Raw genomic sequence first — 20966 nt, forward strand, 5'->3', positions numbered from 1 at the left:
AAACAACCGTCCGGAGGTTGACGTGCGCGAGTTCAGCGTCCCGGCCACAGCGACCGTGGCCGCCGAGGAGAACCTCACCGACATGGTGTGGGCCAACGCGGAGCGCTTCGGCAACGCCGTCAGTTTCCGCCGCCGCGTCGACGGGACCTGGGTGGACGTGACCGCCCGCGACTTCGCCGCCCAGGTGCTGGCCGTCGCCAAGGGTCTGATCGCGGCGGGCGTCGGGCCCGGCGACCGGGTGGGCCTGATGTCCAAGACCCGGTACGAGTGGACCCTGCTCGACTTCGCCATCTGGCACGCGGGTGGCGTGACGGTGCCGATCTACGAGACCTCCTCGGCCGAGCAGGTCGAGTGGATCCTGTCCGACTCGGCGGCCAAGGCCATCATCGTGGAGACCGCGGCGCACCGCGCGACCGTCGACTCCGTGGTCGCGGGCCTGCCCGAGGTGCGCAACGTGTGGGCCATCGACGGCCCGGACGGCGACTCGGCGGGCGCGATCGACGAGCTGACCGCGTTGGGCGCGTCGGTGTCCGACGAGGACGCCCGCGCGCGGCGCAAGGAGGTCGGCGCCGACGACACCGCGACGATCGTCTACACCTCCGGCACCACCGGCCGCCCCAAGGGCTGCGAGCTCACCCACCGCAACCTGCTGTCCGAGGTGCGCGCCGACATCGCCGCGTTCCCGCAGCTCATGCAGGCCGGCGGCTCGCTGCTGGTGTTCCTGCCGCTGGCGCACATCCTGGCCCGCGCGATCGCCCTGTGCGGCTTCTACACGCGGGTGACGCTGGGCCACACCGCCGACGTGAAGAACCTGGTCGAGGACCTCCAGTCGTTCCGGCCGACGTTCGTGGTGGCCGTGCCGCGCGTGTTCGAGAAGGTCTACAACGGCGCGAAGCAGAAGGCGCACGCGGCGGGCAAGGGCAAGATCTTCGACGCCGCCGAGGCGACCGCCGTGGCCTACAGCCAGGCCCAGTCGAACGGCGGCGCGGGGCTGGGCCTGAAGGTCAAGCACGCGGTGTTCTCGAAGCTCGTCTACTCCAAGCTCCAGGCGGCGCTGGGCGGCCGGTGCATCGCGGCGGTGTCCGGCGGCGCTCCGCTGGGCGAGCGGCTGGCGCACTTCTTCCGGGGCGTGGGCGTGCCGGTGCTGGAGGGCTACGGCCTGACCGAGACCAGCGCGGCGGCGTGCGTGAACACCGAGTCGGCGTTCCGGGTGGGCACGGTGGGCCGGCCGGTCGCGGGCACGTCGGTGCGCATCGCCGAGGACGGCGAGATCCTGATCAAGGGCGAGGTCGTGTTCCGGTCCTACTGGAACAACCCGGCCGCGACCGGCGACGCCCTGGAGGACGGCTGGTTCCACACCGGCGACCTGGGCGAGCTCGACGACGACGGCTTCCTCAAGATCACCGGCCGCAAGAAGGAGATCATCGTCACCGCCGGCGGCAAGAACGTCTCCCCCGCCGTGCTGGAGGACCGCCTCCGGGCGCACCCGCTGATCAGCCAGTGCATGGTCGTCGGCGACGCGCAGCCGTTCATCGGCGCGCTGATCACCATCGACCCGGAGTTCTTCCCGGCGTGGAAGGAGCAGAACGGCAAGCCGGCGTCGGCGTCCGTGGCGGACCTGATCGAGGACGAGACGCTGCGGGCGGAGATCCAGGCGGCGGTGGACGAGGCCAACCAGGCGGTGTCCAAGGCGGAGGCGATCAAGAAGTTCCGCATCCTGCCGGTGGACTTCACCGAGGCCGGCGGCGAGATGACCCCGAGCCTCAAGCTGCGCCGCGCGGTCGTGGCCAGCACGTACAAGCAGGACATCGAGGCGATCTACTCGGCCTGACGGACGCACCGGTCCCGTCGATCGGCACCACGCGGTCGGCGGGACACCGCGCACCGGGACCCGATTCGCCACCAATTGAGACCACAGCGGTGTGATCAGCGCTACAGTGGCCCGGGAACAGACGAGTGGCCCGCACCGGAACCGGTGCGGGCCACTCGACCCCCAGTGTTCGTTATCCGCTGGCGCGGATTCGAGAAGTTCTGTTGTCCCGGTCCCCCAACCGGGACGTGCTCAAGACTGCCGGAGCGCGCTGTCGTATCGCTGACGCGGCGATGACACGGGCCGTCAGCGGCCACGCGCGGAGGGCGGGGAACGGACGGGATGGCTGTCGGGTCGGGTCCGTGGTTCGGGCTGCTCGGCCCCCTCGACGTGCGCATCGGGGACCGTCCCGTGCCGGTCCGCGCGGGCAAGCACCGGGCGTTGCTGGCCGCGTTGTCCCTGCGTGCGGGCCGGGTGGTGGCCGTGGCGGAGCTGGTCGGGTTCCTGTGGGGCGACGACCCGCCGGCCCGGACCCGGGGCACCCTCCAGACCTACGTCATGCGGCTGCGCCAACTGCTGGGGGACGCTTCGCTGATCCGCACCACCGCCGACGGCTACCGCCTCGCGGTGTCGCCGGAGCAGGTGGACGTGCACCGGTTCACCACCGCGGCGGGCCTGGCGCGGCGGGCGGCGCTGGCCGGGGAGACCGCCCGCGCCGCCGACCTCTACGCCGACGCGCTCGCGCTGTGGCGGGGGCCGGCGCTGGCCGACGTCCCCTCCGAGGCGCTGCGCCGCGACGAAGCCCCGCGGCTGGCCGAGCGGCTGCTGACCGTCCAGGAGGAGCGCAACGACGTCGAGCTCGCGCTGGGCCACCACGAGCGCCTGGTGCCCGCCCTGCGCGCGCTGACCGCCGACCACCCGCAGCGCGAGCGGTTCCGGGCGCAGCTGATGACCGCGCTCTACCGGTGCAGCCGGCAGGCCGAGGCGCTGGAGGCGTTCCGGGAGGCCCCGCACCCCGGCCCCGAGCTGCGGGCGCTGCACCGGGCGATCCTGGTCGGCGACCCGGCGCTGGCCGCCCCGAGCGGACCGCCCGACCCGGACGTGCCCGACCAGCTCCCGCCGGACGTGCCGGACTTCGCGGGCCGGGCCGACGCCGTCGCCCGCGTCACCGAGCTCATCGCCCCGACCGGCACCGCCGTGCCCGTGGTGGCGCTGACCGGACCGGCCGGGGTCGGCAAGACCGCGCTGGCCGTGCACGTGGCCCACCGGCTGCGCGACCGGTTCCCGGACGGCCGGCTCTACGCGGACCTGCGCGGCGCGGGCCGGGGACCGGCGACGGCGGACGTGCTGACCCGGTTCCTGCGCGCCCTGGGCGTGCCGCCCGAGCAGATCCCGGTCGACGTGGACGAGCAGGGCACCCTGTTCCGCACGCTGCTCGCCGGCCGCCGGATGCTGGTGGTCCTCGACGACGCCGCCGCGCCCGACGAGGTGCGGCCGCTGCTGCCCGGGACGGCCGACTGCCCGGTGCTGGTGACCAGTCGGGACGACCTGCGCGGCCTGATCGCCGTGGACGGTGCCCGCCGGGTGGCCCTCGACGTGCTGAGCACCGAGGAGTCCCTGGACCTGCTCGGCGACACCGGCCCGGCCGCGCGGGAGCTGGCACAGCGCTGCGGCGGCCTCCCGCTGACCCTGCGCGTCGCGGCGGCGGCCGTGGGCGACGGCCCGGTGACCCGGTTCCTGCACCGCCTGGGCGACCGCCACCCCGTCGACGCCGCCCTCGACGCCCTGCCCCAGCCCGCGCGGCGCCTGTTCGGCCTCCTCCACGTCGTGCCGGGGCCGGACGTCACCGCCGAGGCCGCCGCGAACGCCGCCGACATCCCGGCGGACGCCGCCGCCGGCCTGCTCAACCGCCTGGCCGCCGCCCGTCTGGTCCAGGCGCACGGCGGCCGGTACCGCCGGCACGAGGCCCTGACCGGCCCACCCGCGTCCGCCGAGGACGCCGCCGCCGCGCGGGTGCGCCTGCTGCGCTTCTACGTCCGGGCCGTGGACCACTGCGCGGAGCTCCTCTACCCGGACCTGATGCGCCTGCCCCCGTCCGACGACACCCCGGTCCGACTCCCCCGGATCGAGACCGCCGCCCAGGCCAGGGCGTGGCTGGACGCCGAACGCCCCAACCTCACCGCCGCCATCAGGTCGGCCGCGGAGCACGGCCCGGCGGACGTGTCGTGGCGCCTGGCCGACGGCCTGCGCGGCTACCTGTGGATCGGCAAGCACGTCACCGAGTGGCTCAGCGCCGCCCGCACCGGCCTGGACGCGGCCTCGGCGCACCGCGACCGCGCGGGTCAGGCCGCGATGCACCAGAACCTGGGCACCCTGTACTGGCGGCTGGGCGACTTCCCCACGTCGATCGCCCACTACGACCGGGCCGTCGAACTCCACCGCGCCGCCGGCGACCAGCACTCCGAAGCGGGCGTGCGCGGCAGCCTGGGCCTGGTGCGCCTGGACGCCGGCGACCTCCCGGGCGCCCGCAACGACCTGGAGACGTGCCTGGCCCTGACCCGCGAGTCCGGCTGCACGAAGAGCCAGGCGGCGGTCCTCACCGGCCTGGGCGTGCTGGCCCTCGACACCGGCGAGCTGACCGAGGCCGAAGACCTGCTCGGCGAGGCCCTGGCGATCAGCGTCGAACGCGGCCACCAGGCAGCCGAGATCACGGCGAGAACCCTCCTGGGCCTGACCGCGAGACTGCGCGGCGAACCGGACCGCGCCCTGTCCCACCTGGACGAGGCCCTGCGCCTGAGCAAGGACGCGGGCTTCCCCGAGTCGACCGCCCGAGCCCTGGAAACCGCCGCCGCCGTCCACCTGGACCTGGGCGACCACCACACGGCCCTGAACCTGGCGAACCGGGCCTTGGCGGAGCTGTCCGAGGACGGCGACCAGCGCACGACCACGAACGTGCTCATCGTCCTGGCCGCCACCAACCGCGCCCGCAACGACCTCCGCACCGCCGACGAGCAGTACCAGCAGGCCCTGACCAAGGCCCGCCACATCGGCTACCGGTTCGGCGAGGCCAACGCCCTGGTCGGCCTGGCGGGCGTGCGGCGGCTGAGGGGCGAACCGGTGGAGGCCAAGGCCCTGGCCACCCGAGCGGTGGACCTGGCCACGTCCCACGGCCTGAAGCTCGTCGAAGCCGAGGCCCGCACCGAGCTGGCCGCCACCCTCCAGGCCTTGGAGGACCCGGTCAGCCGTCGATGAGGGTCGCCAAGCGGGCGGCCAGGTCGTCCCAGCGCCACTCCCGGGTCACCCAGTCCCGACCGGCCTCGCCCATCTTCGCGGCCAGGTCGCGGTCCGCCAGGAGCCGGCCCACCTCGGCGGCCACCGAAGCGACTGCCCGTCCGTCCACGACGGTCCCGGTGATGCCGTCCCGCACGGTCTCCGGCGCACCGCCCGACCGGCCTGCCACGACGGGAAGACCGGTAGCCGACGCCTCCAGGTACACGATCCCCAAACCCTCGACGTCCAGCCCACGCCCCCGCGTCCGGCACGGCATGGCGAAGACGTCACCCGCGTTGTAGTGCGCCGGCAGCTCCGACCACGGCACCGACCCGGTGAACACGACATGCTCCTCGACCCCCACCGAGGAAGCCAAGCGCTGCAACGACTTCCGGTACGGGCCGCCGCCCACCAGCAGCAGGGCCGCGTCCGGGGCGATGCGGCGGATCTCCGGCAGCGCCCGGACCAGCACGTCCTGACCCTTCCGGGGCACCAACCGCGACACGCACACCACCACCGGGCGGTCACCCAGGCCGTACCGGGAGCGGATGTCCAACCGCGCCACCGGGTCCGGGGCGAAGACCGAAGTGTCCACACCGGACGGCAGGTGTTCCAGCGCCGCCATCGGGCCGAAGGCGGCGGCGAAGCGGGACCGGGTGTAGCGGCTGACGAAGGTGACGACGTCCACAGAGGAACCGATCGTGCGCAACGACTGCCGGGCGGCGGGGAGCATCGACCAGCCGACCTCGTGGCCGTGCGTGGACGCCACGACCCGTGCCGCGCCGGCGTCGCGCAGCCAGGGAGTCAAGAGCGCCAGCGGGGCCGCCGCGCCGAACCACACCGCCTCGCAGCGCTCCGACCGCATGATCTCCGACGCCCGCCGCAGCACGTCCGGGGTGGGCAGCATCAGGGTCCCGGGGTGGCGGACCACCGGGAACGGTTGTTCCGCGTCGAACTCCGGGTGCGAACCGGACGGCGACTCCCACGACGGCGCGTACACCACCAGGTTCGGCAGCCGCGTGGCCAGGGCGTGCAGGTAGGCCTGGATGCCTCCGGGCCGGGGCGGGAAGTCGTTGGTCACCAGCAGGGTCCGACGCACGCGCCCCACGTTACGGGAACGCCGCCCGCAGGAACTGCTGCCAGCCCCGGACCAGGCCCGCGAGGTCCTCGCCGGTGGTCTCCAGGACCAGCGCGTCCAGGCGTTCCGGCGACACCCGGCCCGCGCCCGCGATCCTCCGGTGCAGGCTGACCAGGCCCGGCTCGCCCAGGCGTTGGGCCAGGTACAGGTTGACCGACCACGACTGCTGGTAGGCCAGTTCCATGCCGGGGCCGCGGAAGTCCGCGTCGGAGGGCAGCGCGGCGGGCAGTTCCCGCTGGAGCTGCGCGGCGAGCGCGGGCGCGGCCTTGCGGGGCGGAACGTCGGAGCCGCGGTAGCCCACGTAGTCCGCGAAGCCCTCCAGCAGCCACATGGGCGCGCCGTCCACGGTCTCGCCGCGCGCGGCCACGTGGGTGATCTCGTGGCGCAGCAGCACGCGCAGCGCCAACGGCGACAGCACGCTCGCGCCCGTGGGGTTGAGCACGACCCGCTGGCCCTGCGCGGTGTGGGTCTCGACGTCCACCCGGTCGGCCACGGCGACCCCGGCGATGGACCCGTCGGCGAACCCCGGCCCGACCAGGGCGCGCATCTCGTCGGCGTTGGTCGGGATCAGCACGGCCACCTGCCGCGACCACGCCGGACCCCACACCTGGGTCACCGTGTCCACGGCCGCGTCCAGCTCGGCCAGCACGCGCGCCGCCAGCGGTTCCCCGCCGGGGTGGCTGAGCACGAACCCGCCGGTGCCGGTCAGCACGTGGCACGGCCCGAAGTCCCACGGACCGCGCCAGGTGCGCCTGCCCAGCGGCTCCAGGGCGGTGTCGGAGTTGAGGTACCAGCGGTCGCCGCGCTTGGTGAACAGGTAGGCCATCGTCTGCGTGCTGGGCACCACGTCCACGCCGCGCAGCCGGTAGACCAGCCGCACGTCCGGCGCCCACACCGCGTCGGCGGCGGGCGGCGTGATGCCGGCGAGGTTCGTCTCGCCCTCCAGCCGGTACTCCCACTCGGCCAGCGGCACGGCGGCGAGGTTGCGGAACAGCTCCCGCTGGCGACGGACGAACGCGGGATCGGCGTCCGGGTCGAGGTCGGCCGTGAACGCCCGCTCGTCCCGCTCCAGCAGCGCTTTCGCCCGACGGGCGAGGAGGTCGTGAACGCCCTGCTCGCGCGGGTCTGCGGCAACCGCCGTGGGCGAGGGCGCGGTCGGCTCGGCCGGGGTCACGGCCAACCCCAGCCCGGTGAGGAAGGTGCACGCCACGACCAGGGTCAGCGCCAACCGACCGGCGCGAGCCCAGCCGCCCAGTAGCCGTCCCACGTGCCTCCTGAAGTCGAACAGGGCCACCCCCGTTCTCACGAGGATGGCCCTGCCGAGCACGCTTGTCAGCCCGCGATGCGACGCATGGCGTAGATGGAGCCCGGGGACTCCAGCGGCACGATCTTGACCGGCACGCCGTCGGTGGACGCGTGCACCACGCGCGCGTTGTCCACCGCCATGGCGACGTGGTTGCCGCCGTTGTAGATGATCAGGTCGCCCGCCGTGACCTCGCCGCGGCTGATCGGGCGACCGGCGCCCGCCTGGCCGTTGGAGGTGCGCGGGATGGACACGCCCGCCGACGCGTAGGACATCATCGTCAGGCCCGAGCAGTCCCAGTAGTCCGGGCCGGTGGCGCCGTAGCTGTACATGTCGCCGCGCTGCGCCAGCGCGAACTCCAGCGCCTCGCCCGCCTTGCCCGCCGGCACGGGGACGCTGGACAGGTCGCCCGGGTCCTTCAGGATGCCCTTCTCCTGCGCGGTCAGGCGGTTGAGCTGGGTCTTGACCTCGTCGATCTGGCCCTGCAGCTCGCCCTGGCGCTTCTTGATGTCCTCGGCGATCTTCGCGGCCTCGTCGGTCGCGTGCTGCGCCTTGCTCTGGGCCTCGGCGGCGGTGCTGCGCGCCTGCTCGGCGGCCTGCACGGCGCCGGACAGCTTGTCCAGGGCCTCGTTGTTGTCCGCGGCGAGCACGCCCAGCGCCGACATGCGGTTGAGGAAGTCCTGCTGCGAGTCGCTGACCAGCAGGGCCGACAGCTGGTTGAACCGCGCGCCCTCGAAGGAGGCCTCGGTGAGCTTGTCGACCTGGACGCGGAAGGCTTCCTCGTCCTTGCGGGCCTGCTCACCGGCCGCGCCCGCCTGGGCGAGCAGCGCGTTGGCCTGGTCCAGCTCGGCCTGGTTCTTGTCGCGCGCCTCCTCGGCGCGCAGCAGCTCCTCGTTGAGCTTGGTGGCCTGCTCGGCCAGCTCGTTGTACTTCTTCAGCGCGTCGGAAGCCGTGTTCGGCTGCGCGCCTGCGGGAACGGGCGCAGTGAGGCCCACCGCAGCGGCGGCCACCGCCGTGGCCGCGATCGCCCCGCGCACACCGCGCTTGAGTCGTTGCGACGCCACAGTCGCGTGTCACTCCTAACGGTCTTCTAACCGCCTACCGGTCGGGCGCGCGCACGCGCAGCCACCCGACAGTGGTCACACACTCACGTGGTCCCGGCTCGGCACCCCGACAGGCCGATTCGGCGGTGAACTCGCGTCGCCGTCCAGGCTGGACGACTGCCCGCCGCGAGATCTCGGCTAGGTTACGAAAGGTGAGCCCCCACGTCCACCCGCGGGGTGGGAAAACGCGTTGCGGTTGACCGATTTCCCCGAACGGTCCACCCGTGACCTCGGGGTGTCACCGCCCGTGGTGTGAAAAACACGACGCGTGTCACACCCGACCCAACCGGGCGAGCAGGACCGCCGAGGGCACGGGGTGCGCGCCCCGCCGTCGGACGGAGTCGGCCACCGCCCGGTCGGAGGTCACCACGACCACCGGACGGCCCTCCGGCTCGGCGGTCACCAACGCGCGGATGACGTCGTCGGCCAGCACGCCGGGATCGCTGAACAGCACCCGTACCCCGCGCGGCGCGCTGGTCGGCACGGCCACCACGCCGGCCCCGTCGAACACCAGCGTCACCTCCGCGCCCGTGCGGGCGGCCAGGACGGCGAGCTGGTGCACCAGCCGGTCCCGCTGGTCGGACAGCGACAGCTCGGGGTAGCCGGTCTTGGTGACGTTGTAGCCGTCCACGATCAGGTGCACCGCGGGCAGCGCCAGCAGCCGGTCCAACGCCGCCGGGTCCTCCACCCGCCCCACCGCGCCCTGCGCCGCGCTCGCGCCCCGCACCAGGTCCGCCGGACGCGGCCCCGCGCCGCCCAGGGCCAGTTCCCGGCGCAGGCCGTTGACCGCGCCGTCGAGGGTGTCCACCAGCAGCGCCAGCCGCACCTCGTCGGCCTGGCGGGCCTCCTTGGCCGACTGGCGCGCCACCTCGGCGTCCGCCTCGGCCCGCTGCGCCTTGGCCCGCTCGGTCTCGGCGCGCTCGCGCTCCCGGTCCCGTTCGGCGGCGAGCCGGCGCACCTCGGCCTCCGCTTCCGCCCGCACCCGGTCCGCCTGGGCCTTGGCCGACTCGGCGGCGTCCTTGGCCTCCCGCAACCGCACGCCCTGCTCGCGCAGGCGCTTGCGCAGCCGTTCCAGCTCGACCTCGGCCTCCTCGCGGATCTTGTCCGCGACCCCGGTCGACTCGGCGCGCTCGGCCCGCAGCCGCTCCATCTCCTGCTCCAGCCGCTCGGCGCGCTGCACGGCGGCGTCCCGTTCGGACCGCAGGTGCGCCTCGGTGGCGCGGCGGGTGACCAACTCGACGTAGTGCGCGGCGATCTCCTCGTTCTGCAGGATCGCCGCCGCGCCGGCGGCCACCGGATCGGGTGCCGTGGTCTCCAGCGCCGCCGGCCGGTTGCGCTGCAACCACTCGACCACGGCCGCCCGGAACGCGGAAGAGCTCTTCAACCCGTTGAGCAGGACCGGCGCCCCCAACCGAGCCCGCTTGGTAGGCGCGAACCGCGCCACCGCCCGCAACTGCTGCGGCACGTCGACTTTGGCCAGCTCACCGAGGGCGTCCGCACTCAACTCCGCCAGCCGGGCGCGCAGGGGTTCCGGCAGCACCCCCCAGTCCACAGTGGACTCGACGGGCGCGTCCGGCTCTCCGGTCTCCCCGGTGACGGGCTCGTCGGGCGGCGCTATCGGGTCTTGCACCCGTACAGGGTATGGCCCCGCCGTTCCCCACACCGACCGCGTCTCACCTGCGACTCCACGCAATGGTCATTTTCTGTCGTACCCCGTCGCTAAGGTGCGCCCCGATGACCACCACCGCCCCCGCCCAACTGTCCTTCGACGAGTTGGGCACCCCGTTGCGCGACACCACCTTCGTCGTGTTCGACCTGGAGACGACCGGGGGCAGCAACACCGAGGACGCCGTCACCGAGATCGGCGCGGTGAAGGTGCGGGGTGGCGAAGTGCTCGGCACGTTCTCCACCCTGGTCGACCCCGAGCGTGGTATCCCGCCGCAGGTCGTGGCGCTGACCGGGATCACCCAGTTCATGGTCACCGGCGCACCCCGCCTCGCGACCGTGCTGCCGGCGTTCCTGGAGTTCGCCGCCGGCGCGGTGCTCGTCGCGCACAACTCGGGCTTCGACGTGGGGTTCATCAAGGCCGCCTGCGAGCGGTACGGGTACCGGTGGCCCAAGCCGACCGTGGTGTGCACGGTGAAGCTGGCCCGGCGGGTGCTGTCCCGCGACGAGGCCCCGAGCTGCCGGCTGTCGGCACTGGCCCAGCTGTTCAACGTCGCCACGACCCCGAACCACCGGGCGCTGACCGACGCCCAGGCCACCGTCGAGGTGCTGCACCACCTGCTGGAACGCGTCGGCAACCTCGGCGTGCACTCGCTGGAGGAACTGCTCGCCTACCTGCCCGAGGTCACGCCCGAGCAGCGGCGCAAGCGGAACCTGGCGGCGCACCTGCCGTCCGAGCCGGGCGTCTACCTGTTCCGGGGCCCGAACGAGGAGGTGCTCTACGTCGGCACCGCTTCGGACCTCCGGAGACGGGTCCGGCAGTACTTCACCGCCTCCGAGGGCCGCCGGCGGCTGCGGGAGATGGTGGCGCTGGCCGTCCGGGTGGACGGGATCGTGTGCGCGCACCCCCTGGAGGCGGAGGTCCGCGAACTGCGCCTGCTGACCGCCCACAAGCCCGCGTACAACCGCAAGTCCAAGAACCAGGCCGGCTGGTGGTGGCTGACCCTGACCGACGAGGCCTTCCCGAGGCTGTCCCTGGTCCGCACCCCGCGCGAGGGCTCGATCGGCCCGTTCCGCTCCCGCCGCCTGGCCGAGACCGCCCTGGACGCCCTCCTGGACGCCGTCCCCATCCGCTCCTGCTCCCAGCGCATCTCGGCCCGCAACCCCTCCGGCACCCCGTGCGCCCGCTTCGAGATGGGCCGCTGCAAGGCCCCGTGCGCCGGCCGCCAGACCGTGCCCGAGTACGCCCCCGCCGTCACCGCCCTCAGGAACCTGGTCGCCGGCCACGACACCACTCCCCTGCGCACGATGGCCGCCGGCCTGGACGTCCTCTCCGACGTCCACCGCTTCGAGGACGCCGCCACCCACCGCGACCGCCTGGCCGCCCTCATCAGGGCACTGGACCGTGGCCAACGCCTGGCCGGCCTCGCCGCCCTGCCCCAACTGGTCGCCGCGCGCCCCGACGGCGAAGGCGGCTGGCAGTTCGCCGTGGTCAGACACGGCCGCCTGGCTTCAGCCGGCGTGGCGAAACGCGGCATCCGCCCCATGCCGGTAGTCGACGCCCTGGTAGCCGCAGCCGAGACGGTCGTCCCCGGCGAAGGCCCCCTCCACGGCGCACCCCCGGAGGAAACCGCGGTAATCCTCCGCTGGCTCGACCGCCCCGGCACCCGACTCGTGTACTGCGACCAGCCCTGGACGTCCCCCGCGCACGCGGCCGGCTCGTGGCGCGAGTGGGTGGAACGCGCGGAAGCCGGCCGCGATCTCTACCGCCCTCCGGCCCACTAGCATGTCCACCACCGTCGACTTGACCAGGAGGACCGCCGTGATCACCGCGATCGTGTTGATCCAGGCCGCCGCCGACACCATCCCGGACGCGGCACAGGCGATCGCCGACATCGAAGGCGTCACGGAGGTGTACTCGTGCGCCGGCGACGTGGACCTCATCGCCCTGGTGAAGGTCGCCCGCCACGAGGATCTGGCCGACCTGGTGCCGGGCCGGATCTCGAAGGTGCCGGGCGTGCTGAACACCGACACCCACATCTCGTTCCGCTCGTACTCGAAGCGCGACACCGAGGCCGCCTTCGAGGTAGGCCTCGAAGACGCCTGACAGGGCACTTCTCCGCGCGCAGCGCGCTGTCTCCGGTGGTGACCACCACAGGTGGAGGGCCTCGGTTCCCCCGCCGTATGGCCTGCCCGAAGGGCTACCACATTTTGGGCCGGGTGCAGCCGAAAGTTTTTGCGAGGAACGAGCAAAAAGTTTTAGCGGCACCCGGCCCAAAATGTGGTTGGCTCCGCCAGGCCATACGGCGGGGGAACCGACGCCCTTCACCCCCCGCTGGCGGCCTGCCGCGCGGCGAGCGCCGCTTTTCATCTTTTCACTCTTTTTGATCTTCAAAGCGCGCCAGCGCTTGAAAGCGAAAGGCCCCGCACCCACCCAGGGTGCGGGGCCTTCAGCGTGTAGCTCAGTCCTCCAACTGCGCAGGCTTGCCCGCCAACTCGGCCGACGGCTTGTTCTCCGCCGTCAGCGAGTCCTTCGGGCCGCCGTTCTCCGCCCGAGCCCGAGCCAACGCCGCAGTCTCCTCCGGCGAGTCCGGCGTCAGGAAGCTACCGGGCACCGGGTGCCCCGCCGACCCCAGCTTGTTCATCTTCTTCGGCACCGGAGCGCCCTGGTAGGCCAGCTCCAACGGGTGGCCGTGGTCGTCCACCGGACCGAGCGGCTGGTGGACCTCGATGAACTCGCCGTGCGGCAGGCGCTTGATGATGCCGGTCTCGACGCCGTGCGCCAGCACCTCGCGGTCCGAACGCTGCAACCCGATGCAGATCCGGTACGTGATGAAGTACGTGATCGGCGGGATCACCAACAGACCGATCCGGCCCATCCAGGTCGTCGCGTTGAGCGAGATGTCGAACTGGTAGGCGAAGATGTCGTTCGCGCCCATCATCAGCAGGACCATGAAGTACGAGATCGCCATCATGCCCAGCGACGTCCGGACCGGCACGTCACGAGGACGCTGCAGCAGGTTGTGGTGCGCGTAGTCCTTGGTCATCTTGCGCTCGATCCACGGGTACACCGCCGCGATGCCGGTCAGCAGCGGCAGGCCCAGCATGAACGGCCAGAACGGGGCCGGGATCGTGTAGTTGCCCAGGTAGAGCTCCCACGCGGGCCACACGCGGACCAGGCCGTCGGTCCAGCCCATGTACCAGTCGGGCTGCGAACCCGCCGAGACCTGCGCCGGGTTGTACGGGCCGAAGTTCCACACCGGGTTGATCTGGAAGATGCCGCCCATGATCGCGGTGACCGCGACGACGATGGCGAAGAAGCCGCCGCCCTTGGCCGCGAACACCGGCATGATCCGGACGCCCACGACGTTGGTCTCCTTGCGGCCGACGCCCGGGAACTGGGTGTGCTTCTGGTACCAGACCAGCGCCAGGTGCACGGCGACCAGCGCCAGGATGATGCCCGGGATGACCAGGATGTGCAGGGCGTAGAGCCGCGGGATGATCTCGGTGCCCGGGAACTCGCTGCCGAACAGCAGCCAGTTCAGCCAGGTGCCGATGACCGGGATCGAGATGAGCAGGGCCGCCATCACGCGGAGGCCGGTGCCGGAGAGCAGGTCGTCGGGCAGCGAGTAGCCGAGGAAGCCCTCGATCGCGCCGAGCATGAACAGCACGATGCCGATGACCCAGTTGATCTCACGCGGGCGCCGGAACGCGCCGGTGAAGAAGATCCGGAACATGTGCACGACGATCGCGCCCATGAACAGCAGCGCCGCCCAGTGGTGCACCTGGCGCACGAACAGGCCGCCGCGGACCTCGAAGGAGATCTCCAGGGTCGACTCGAACGCCCGGGACATCTCGATGCCCTGGAGGTTCTTGAAGGCCCCGTTGTAGACGACCTCCTCCATGGAGGGGTCGAAGAACAGCGTCAGGTACGTGCCCGACAGCAGCAGCACGATGAAGCTGTACAGCGCGATCTCGCCGAGCAGGAAGGACCAGTGCGTCGGGAAGACCTTGTTCATCTGGTGCCGCAGGCCCTTGGCCAGGTGGTACCGGTCGTCCGCCCACTTCGCCGCACCACCCGCCGCGCGGGCTGCGGCGTTCTGCCGCTTTGTCGGCGTGGTGATGCCGCTCATGACTTACGCTCCCAGAACGCCGGACCCACAGCCTCGATGAAGTCGCTGCGGGCAATCAAGTATCCGTCCTCGTCCACCGTGATCGGAAGCTGGGGCAGGGCGCGGGTCGCCGGGCCGAACCGGGGCTTGCCGTAGTGGAAGACGTCGAACTGCGACTGGTGGCACGGGCACAGCAGCAGACCGGTCTGCTGCTCGTACAGCGAGGTCGGGCAGCCCAGGTGGGTGCAGATCTTCGAGTACGCGTAGAAGTCGCCGTAGTTGAAGTTCTCCTGGCCCTCGCGCTTGACCACGGACTGGCCGGGGCGCAGGCGGATGAGCATGACCGGGTTGTCGGCCCGCTTGAGGGCCGCGACCAGGGCTTCTTCGTCGTCGCGCTCCGACTCGCGGAACGGGAACACCGTTTCGAAACCGCCCGCGTCGAGGTCCTCGGGACGGATCAGGGCGACCTCGTGGAAGTTGCCGGTGTGGCGGCGCAGGTAGACCTTCTCGCCGTTCTCGGCCTTCCAGCCGGTGTGCCACAGCGAGGCCTTGGTCTCGCTGTCGGCGTGCGGGTTGCGGATGAGGCTGCCCAGCGGCAGGGCCAGCACGCCCAGGCCGAACACGCCCGCGCCCAGGCCCGCGGTCCGCTTGATCAGCGACCGGCGGCCGAGGGTGGAGCGCTCGCCCGCGTCGGCCAGCTCGGCGACGATGGTGGCCTTGTCGACCTCCGCCGAGCCGCCGTCGCCGCGCTCCTGGACCGCCAGCTCCTCGGGGATGAACTTCTTCGTGTACAGCAGCGCGCCGACGCCCAGGCCCAGGATCGCGATGCCCAGGGTCAGGCCGATGACCGGCGTGTACAGGCTGTACAGGAAGTGGTGCTCGGTGTTGGGCGCCTCGTACTTCCACGGCCAGAACAGGAACGCGGCGAGGAACGCCAGGCCGCCCAGGGCGGCGATGGTGAACCACAGGGCGACCAGCCGCTCGGCCCGGCGCTCGGCGCGGGTGCCCTTGACCGGCCACCGCTCCTCGTAGTGGACGATCTCGACGCCGTCCAGCTTGGTGCCGAGCTTGACCAGCTCGTCCCTGCTCATGCCGGCGAGCTCCGCCTCGCTCGGCAGGTCGTTCGGCTGCACGCCGCTCATGCCTTGGCTCCGATCCAGAGGGCCACGCCGATCAGGGCGGCGATGCCCACGATGAACGCGATCAGACCCTCTGAAACCGGCCCGAAGCCGCCGAGGGGGGCGCCGCCGGGGTTGTTGTTCCCGTCGGTCACCGACTTGATGTACGCGATGATGTCCTTCTTCTCCTCCGGCGTGAGCTGCCGGTCGGAGAACTTCGGCATGTTCTGCGGACCGGTGAGCATCGCCGTGTACAGCTGCTCCTCGGTCACGCCGTCCAGGGTCGGCGCGAACTTGCCGGACGACAGCGCCCCGCCGCGACCGGTGAAGTTGTGGCACGCCGCGCAGTTGAGCCGGAACAGCTCGCCGCCGCGGGCGGAGTTCTCGCCGCGCAGCGCCTCACCGCGCTGCTCGGGGGCCTCCGGGCCGCCGCCGCGGGACTGGATGAACGCGCCGAGCGCGTCGATCTCCTCCGCCGTGAACACGGCGGGCTTGCGCTGGGCCTGCGCCTCCTGGCGGGCCATCGGCATGCGGCCCGACGAGACCTGGAAGTAGACGGCCGCGTCGCCCACGCCGATCAGGCTCGGGCCGCGGTCCTCCACGCCGTCGAGGTTCTTGCCGTGGCAGGAGATGCAGGTGTTGTTGTAGAGCTGCTCGCCCAGTCGCACCTGGGCCGGGTCGTCCTGCGCCTGCGCGGTCTGCGGCTGCGGCGCGAGGGCGCTGAACAGGAAGCCCGCGGACAGCAGCGCGAAGCCCAGGGCTAGGAGGCCCGAGATCCGCCGGCGCAGCTTGGTGCCGCGCTTCCGGGCCCGTGTGGTGTTGGTGGTCATGTGTGCGGCAACCCTTGCTGGTGTGAGTTCGGGGTTCGTGCTGCTCGTCGGGGGTGCGCGAGCCTGGTCAGGGCACGATGTAGATGACGGCGAACAAGCCGATCCAGACGACGTCGACGAAGTGCCAGTAGTACGACACGACGATCGCGGAGGTCGCCTGGGCGGGGGTGAACTTGCTCAGCTTCGTGCGGACCAGCAGGTAGCCGAACGCGATCAGACCGCCGATCACGTGCAGGCCGTGGAAGCCGGTCGTCAGGTAGAAGACCGTGCCGTAGGCCGAGCCGGGGATCGTGGTGCCCTCGTGGACGAGGTTGAAGTACTCACCCGCCTGGCCGCCCACGAAGATCGCGCCCATGATCAACGTGACCAGGTACCACCGGCGCAGGCCGAACACGTCACCGCGCTCGGCGGCGAACACGCCCCACTGGCAGGTGAACGACGAGGCCACCAGGATGATCGTGAAGAACAGTGCGTAGGGCACGTTCAGCTCGGTCGGCTCCGGGGGCCAGTGCCCTTCGTTCTGGGCCTTCACCGTGAAGAACATGGCGAAGAGGCCGGCGAAGAACATGAGCTCACTGGACAGCCAGACGATCGTGCCCACGCTGACCATGTTCGGGCGGTTCAGCGAGTGCACGCGCGGGCCGATGGAGGGCGCTGCCGTTGTCACACGACGCATTATTGCTTGCGGGTTTTCGCCCCGCCCATCGGGTCTGGGGCACGAGCAGTGGTCATCTGGGTCACACGGTCGGTGAGGACGGTCATGGGGTTGTTGCGCCGGTTGCGTGATCGCTTGTCCCGCAAGGACGAACCCGCACTGGAGATCGATTCACCCGGGCTGGTGGTGGTCGCCGAGGCGTTCGACATCGCCGAGGCCGACTCGGCGGTGCTGGCCCGATCACCCGACCTCCGGACGGCCGACCCCGCCGTGCTCCGCCACCACCTCACCCTGCCCCCTGACCAGGTAGAACGCGCCCGCGAGCTCCTGGCACCGGACGGGTGGACCCTCGTTCCCGGTGAGGTTTCCCACGCCCTGCGGGTGCAGGTGCTGACGGCGCTGTCGTGCGCGCAGGAGCGATCGCGGATGGCGAGCCTGGCCCAGCGGCTGGGCGGTGACTGGATCGGTTGGGACGCTCTCCAGGTCCCGCACCCGTCCGCGTGAGTGGGGCGGATAACATCACCTTCCACCTGGCACCCGACCCGCCGGAGGATCGCGCAGATGAGCACGCAGACGACCAGGATCCTGGTGTTCAGCCACCGCCCCGAGGTGCGTGAGACGATCATCACCGCGGTGGGCCGCCGTCCCGCGCCCGACCTGCCGCGCGTGGAGTACGTGGAGGCCGGTGGCGTGGCCGACGTCCTCTACGAGATGGACAACGGCGACATCGACCTGGCGATCCTGGACGGCGAGGCGCAGCCGACCGGTGGCATGGGCCTGTCCCGCCAGCTCAAGAACGAGATCGCGGACTGCCCGCCCATCGTCGTCGCGGTCCGCCGCAAGGACGACCGGTGGCTGGCCACGTGGTCGCAGGCGGACGCGGTGATCGTCCACCCGCTCGACCCGCTGGCCGCCGCCGAGACCGTCGCCGAGGTGCTGCGGTCCACGGGCGTGCCCGCGGTCCGGGGGTGACCCCGGTGGGCGACCGGACCTGGCCACTGCTGCTCAACCGCCTGATCGACCGCGTCGACCTCGGCGAGGACGACACGGCGTGGGCCATGGACCAGATCATGTCCGGCGCGGCGACCACGGCCCAGATCGGCGCGTTCGCGGTCGCCCTGCGGGCCAAGGGCGAGACGCCCGCGGAGGTCGACGGCCTGGCGGCGGCGATGCTCCAGCACGCCCGCCGGTTCACCGTCGAGGGCCGCGCGGCCGACATCGTCGGCACCGGCGGCGACAGCTCCGGCTCGGTCAACATCTCCACCATGGCGACCCTGGTGGCCGCTGCCGCGGGCGTGCCCGTGGTGAAGCACGGCAACCGGGCGGCGTCGTCCAAGTGCGGCACGGCGGACGTGCTGGAGGCCTTGGGCGTGGCGATCGACCTGCCGCCGCTGGGCGTGCAGACGACCGTCGAGGAGCTGGGCGTCGGGTTCTGCTTCGCACCGGTGTTCCACCCCGCGTTCCGGCACACCCTGGGCCCCCGGCGCGAGCTGGGCATCCCCACGTCGTTCAACCTGCTGGGACCGCTCACCAACCCGGCCCAGCCGTCCGTGGGCCTCATCGGCTGCGCCCGCGCCGCCGCCGCGCCCCTGATGGCCGGGGTGTTCGCGCGACGCGGCAGCACGGCCCTGGTCGTGCGCGGCGACGACGGCCTGGACGAGATCACCACCACGACCACCACGACGGTGTGGGTGGTGTCGGACGGCACGGTCCGCGAGGACCGGATCGACCCTTCGGTCCTGGGCATCCCGACCGCCACCCCGGACGACCTGAAGGGCGGCGACGCGACCGTCAACGCCGAGGTCGTGCGCGAACTCGTCGGCGGCAAGCCCGGCCCGGTCCGGGACGCGGTCCTGCTCAACGCGGCCGGTGCCATCGCGGCGCACACCGGTTTCAGCGGCGACCTGCACACCGACCTGGCGACGGGCCTGACCAGGGCTGCCGAGGCCGTGGACTCCGGCGCGGCCGCCGAACTGCTGCGGCGCTGGGCGGCCCGGTCGACCGAGCTGAAGGCCGAACTGGCGGAATCCTGAGGTGTGGGCCACCTTTTTCACCGGCCGGTAACCACGAAGAGGGATGCTGTTCCCATGCTCTACACGGTGATGCGCCGGGTCGTGGCGCCCACGGCCCGGATGGTCTGGCGGCCGAAGGTCGAAGGTCTGGAGAACGTGCCGGCGGACGGGCCGGTGATCCTGGCTGCCAACCACCTGTCGTTCATCGACAGCATCGTGATCCCGATGGTGGTACCCCGCCGGGTGTACTTCCTGGCCAAGGCGCAGTACTTCGAGGGCAAGGGCCTCAAGGGCGCCCTGTCCCGGTACTTCTTCGGCTCGCTGGGGCACGTTCCGGTACGCCGGGGTGCCGGAAGGGCGGCACGGGCCTCGCTGGACACCGCAGCGTCCATCCTGGCCCGAGGGGACGCCTTCGCCATCTACCCCGAGGGGACGCGCTCCCTGGACGGCCGCCTGCACCGGGGCCGCACAGGCGTGGCGCGCATGGCGTTGGAGTCGGGCGCGCCAGTCGTCCCGGTGGGCATCGTGGGCACGGACCAGGTGCAGCCGGTGGACGCGAAGCTCCCTCGCATCCGTCCGGTGACCATTCGGTTCGGTGAGCCGCTGGACTTCTCGCGGTACGCCGGGATGCACGAGTCGCTGCCGGTGCTGCGATCGGTCACCGATGAGATCGTGTACCGGATCTTGGAACTGTCCGGGCAGGAGTACGTCGACCGGTACCAGAAGTCGGCCAGCCAGGAAGCCGGACTCGACGCCGCCTGAGCCACGCTTTTTCGCGCGCAGCGCGCTCCCGGCTTTTCGGCGCGCGCAGCGCGGCTTTTGTGTGTGGTGGTCTCAACCACAGGTGGAGGGCCTCGGTTCCCCCGCCGTATGGCCTGCCCGAAGGGCTACCACAGATTTGCCGGGGTGCAGCCGAAAGTTTTTGCGAGGAACGAGCAAAAAGTTTTAGCGGCACCCCGGGAAATCTGTGGTTGGCTCCGCCAGGCCATACGGCGGGGGAACCGACGCCCTTCACCCCCCGCTGGCGGCCTGCCGCGCGGCGAGCGCCGCTTTTCATCTTTTGATCTTAAGAGCGCGCAGCGCTCCCAAGAGCGCGAAGCGCGTTCGGCTTGAGAGCGAAGCGTTCCGGTTCAAAGCTCTTAAAAGCGAAAAGCGCCTCGCCGGCGGGCAGGCCACCAAAGATGACCCAACTGCCACTGCGGGGGCTTCTTGCTTTTGTCATCTCCGTATGGCCTGGCGGAGCCTACCACATTTTCCAGGGGTTGCCGCTAAAACTTTTGCTCGTTCCTCGCAAAACTTTCGGCTGCAACCCCTGGAAAATGTGGTAGCCCTTCGGGCAGGCCATACGGAGATGACAAAAGCAAGAAGCCCAAGTTGAGTTGTGTCCTCACCGGTGGACTGCCACCCGGCAAAGCGGGCGGACTGCCACCCGGCAAAGCGGGTGGACTGCCGACTCGCCGGCTTCGCCGGAGGCGCGTGCGCGCGAAAAGGGGCCGCCCCCGGCTGGGAGGCGGCCCCTTTTGGGGTTTGGGTCAGTCGTGGTTCGGGCCGGTGTGGTATTCGAAGACCAGGCCGCCGACCATGATCAGCACCAGGACGATGCCGACCACCAGCAGCCACACGTGCCAGAACGCCACCGCCACGCCGGAGACGGCCGCAGCCGCCGCCAGGCCCACCGGCCAGTACGAGCCCGGGCTGAAGAAGCCCAGTTCGCCGGCACCGTCCGAGACCTCGGCGTCCGCGTTGTCCTCCGGACGGACCTCGATGCGGCGGGCTACGAAGCGGAAGTAGGTGCCGACGATCAGGGCCAGGCCGCCGGTCAGGGCCAGGGCGACCACGCCGACGGGCTCGACGTGTCCGGTGTCGGCCCACGTCCAGTAGCCGTACACGACGGCCATCAGGAACGAGAATGCCATCACCAAGTCGAAAATGCGGGCTTCGACCTTCATC

At 71.7% G+C, this 20966-nt stretch carries 17 protein-coding genes; 8 read left to right on the forward strand and 9 right to left on the reverse strand.

What is annotated here, in order from left to right; all coding sequences use genetic code 11:
* Positions 1-22 precede the first annotated feature (22 nt).
* Together DFJ66_RS15240 and DFJ66_RS15245 are read left to right on the forward strand one after the other, a co-directional pair.
* On the forward strand, positions 23-1831 hold the full coding sequence (locus DFJ66_RS15240) for an AMP-dependent synthetase/ligase (RefSeq protein WP_121221906.1): 1809 nt from the start codon (positions 23-25) through the stop codon (positions 1829-1831).
* 321 nt (positions 1832-2152) lie between these two features.
* Positions 2153-5062: an AfsR/SARP family transcriptional regulator gene (locus tag DFJ66_RS15245; RefSeq protein WP_121221909.1), complete on the forward strand. Its 2910-nt coding sequence runs from the start codon at positions 2153-2155 to the stop codon at positions 5060-5062.
* Here the strand turns inward: DFJ66_RS15245 and DFJ66_RS15250 are convergent.
* The 4 genes from DFJ66_RS15250 to DFJ66_RS15265 form a co-directional block, all read right to left on the reverse strand.
* Positions 5049-6179: a glycosyltransferase family 4 protein gene (locus DFJ66_RS15250; RefSeq protein ID WP_211351180.1), complete on the reverse strand. Its 1131-nt coding sequence runs from the start codon at positions 6177-6179 to the stop codon at positions 5049-5051. The genes DFJ66_RS15245 and DFJ66_RS15250 overlap by 14 nt on opposite strands.
* Before the next feature lie 10 nt (positions 6180-6189).
* Positions 6190-7485 carry a hypothetical protein gene (locus tag DFJ66_RS15255; RefSeq protein WP_147459275.1) on the reverse strand — a complete coding sequence of 432 codons (1296 nt, stop codon included), beginning with the start codon at positions 7483-7485 and terminating at the stop codon, positions 6190-6192.
* Between the two features lie 65 nt (positions 7486-7550).
* Positions 7551-8585, reverse strand: a complete 1035-nt coding sequence (locus DFJ66_RS15260) for a C40 family peptidase (protein WP_121221916.1) — start codon at positions 8583-8585, stop codon at positions 7551-7553.
* Positions 8586-8895: 310 nt separating this feature from the next.
* Positions 8896-10254 (reverse strand): NYN domain-containing protein, encoded by a 1359-nt coding sequence (locus DFJ66_RS15265; RefSeq protein WP_170199417.1) that lies wholly within the window; start codon positions 10252-10254, stop codon positions 8896-8898.
* A 104-nt stretch (positions 10255-10358) separates the two neighbouring features.
* Between DFJ66_RS15265 and DFJ66_RS15270 the strand changes: the two genes are divergently transcribed.
* Complete coding sequence (locus tag DFJ66_RS15270) at positions 10359-12074, forward strand: DEDD exonuclease domain-containing protein (protein WP_121221920.1); 1716 nt, start codon at positions 10359-10361, stop codon at positions 12072-12074.
* A gap of 37 nt (positions 12075-12111) precedes the next feature.
* On the forward strand, positions 12112-12396 hold the full coding sequence (locus DFJ66_RS15275; RefSeq protein ID WP_121231207.1) for an Lrp/AsnC family transcriptional regulator: 285 nt from the start codon (positions 12112-12114) through the stop codon (positions 12394-12396).
* Between the two features lie 355 nt (positions 12397-12751).
* On the opposite strand, the gene qcrB is transcribed toward DFJ66_RS15275, so the two are convergent.
* From qcrB to ctaE, 4 genes are all read right to left on the reverse strand, one after another.
* Positions 12752-14422 (reverse strand): cytochrome bc1 complex cytochrome b subunit, encoded by a 1671-nt coding sequence (gene qcrB, locus DFJ66_RS15280; protein WP_121221922.1) that lies wholly within the window; start codon positions 14420-14422, stop codon positions 12752-12754.
* Positions 14419-15543, reverse strand: coding sequence for a cytochrome bc1 complex Rieske iron-sulfur subunit (gene qcrA / locus DFJ66_RS15285; RefSeq protein WP_121221924.1), 1125 nt, complete (start codon positions 15541-15543; stop codon positions 14419-14421). Before qcrA ends, qcrB begins: the two co-directional genes overlap by 4 nt.
* On the reverse strand, positions 15540-16349 hold the full coding sequence (gene qcrC, locus DFJ66_RS15290; RefSeq protein WP_121221926.1) for a cytochrome bc1 complex diheme cytochrome c subunit: 810 nt from the start codon (positions 16347-16349) through the stop codon (positions 15540-15542). The genes qcrA and qcrC overlap by 4 nt, the downstream gene beginning before the upstream one ends.
* A 67-nt stretch (positions 16350-16416) precedes the next feature.
* Positions 16417-17025: an aa3-type cytochrome oxidase subunit III gene (gene ctaE, locus DFJ66_RS15295; RefSeq protein ID WP_121221928.1), complete on the reverse strand. Its 609-nt coding sequence runs from the start codon at positions 17023-17025 to the stop codon at positions 16417-16419.
* An 84-nt stretch (positions 17026-17109) separates the two neighbouring features.
* Here ctaE and DFJ66_RS15300 point away from each other — a divergent pair, with 84 nt between their 5' ends.
* From DFJ66_RS15300 to DFJ66_RS15315, 4 genes are read left to right on the forward strand one after another with little or no spacing between them, the layout of a single operon-like run.
* The gene (locus DFJ66_RS15300) at positions 17110-17508 is read left to right on the forward strand and encodes a hypothetical protein (protein ID WP_121231209.1); all 399 of its coding nucleotides are present in this window, start codon (positions 17110-17112) and stop codon (positions 17506-17508) included.
* Between the two features lie 57 nt (positions 17509-17565).
* A complete protein-coding gene (locus DFJ66_RS15305; RefSeq protein ID WP_121221930.1) occupies positions 17566-17976 on the forward strand; it encodes a response regulator in 411 nt (136 codons plus the stop codon).
* Between the two features lie 5 nt (positions 17977-17981).
* Entirely contained in the window at positions 17982-19037 is a 1056-nt protein-coding gene (gene trpD, locus DFJ66_RS15310) for an anthranilate phosphoribosyltransferase (protein ID WP_121231211.1), read from the forward strand.
* Positions 19038-19091: 54 nt separating this feature from the next.
* Positions 19092-19778 (forward strand): lysophospholipid acyltransferase family protein, encoded by a 687-nt coding sequence (locus DFJ66_RS15315; protein ID WP_121221932.1) that lies wholly within the window; start codon positions 19092-19094, stop codon positions 19776-19778.
* A gap of 770 nt (positions 19779-20548) precedes the next feature.
* Here DFJ66_RS15315 and DFJ66_RS15320 read toward each other — a convergent pair.
* Positions 20549-20965 (reverse strand): cytochrome c oxidase subunit 4, encoded by a 417-nt coding sequence (locus tag DFJ66_RS15320; RefSeq protein ID WP_121221934.1) that lies wholly within the window; start codon positions 20963-20965, stop codon positions 20549-20551.
* Position 20966: the final 1 nt, after the last annotated feature.

It is taken from the genome of Saccharothrix variisporea (assembly GCF_003634995.1).
Classification (GTDB): Bacteria; Actinomycetota; Actinomycetes; order Mycobacteriales; family Pseudonocardiaceae; genus Actinosynnema; species Actinosynnema variisporeum.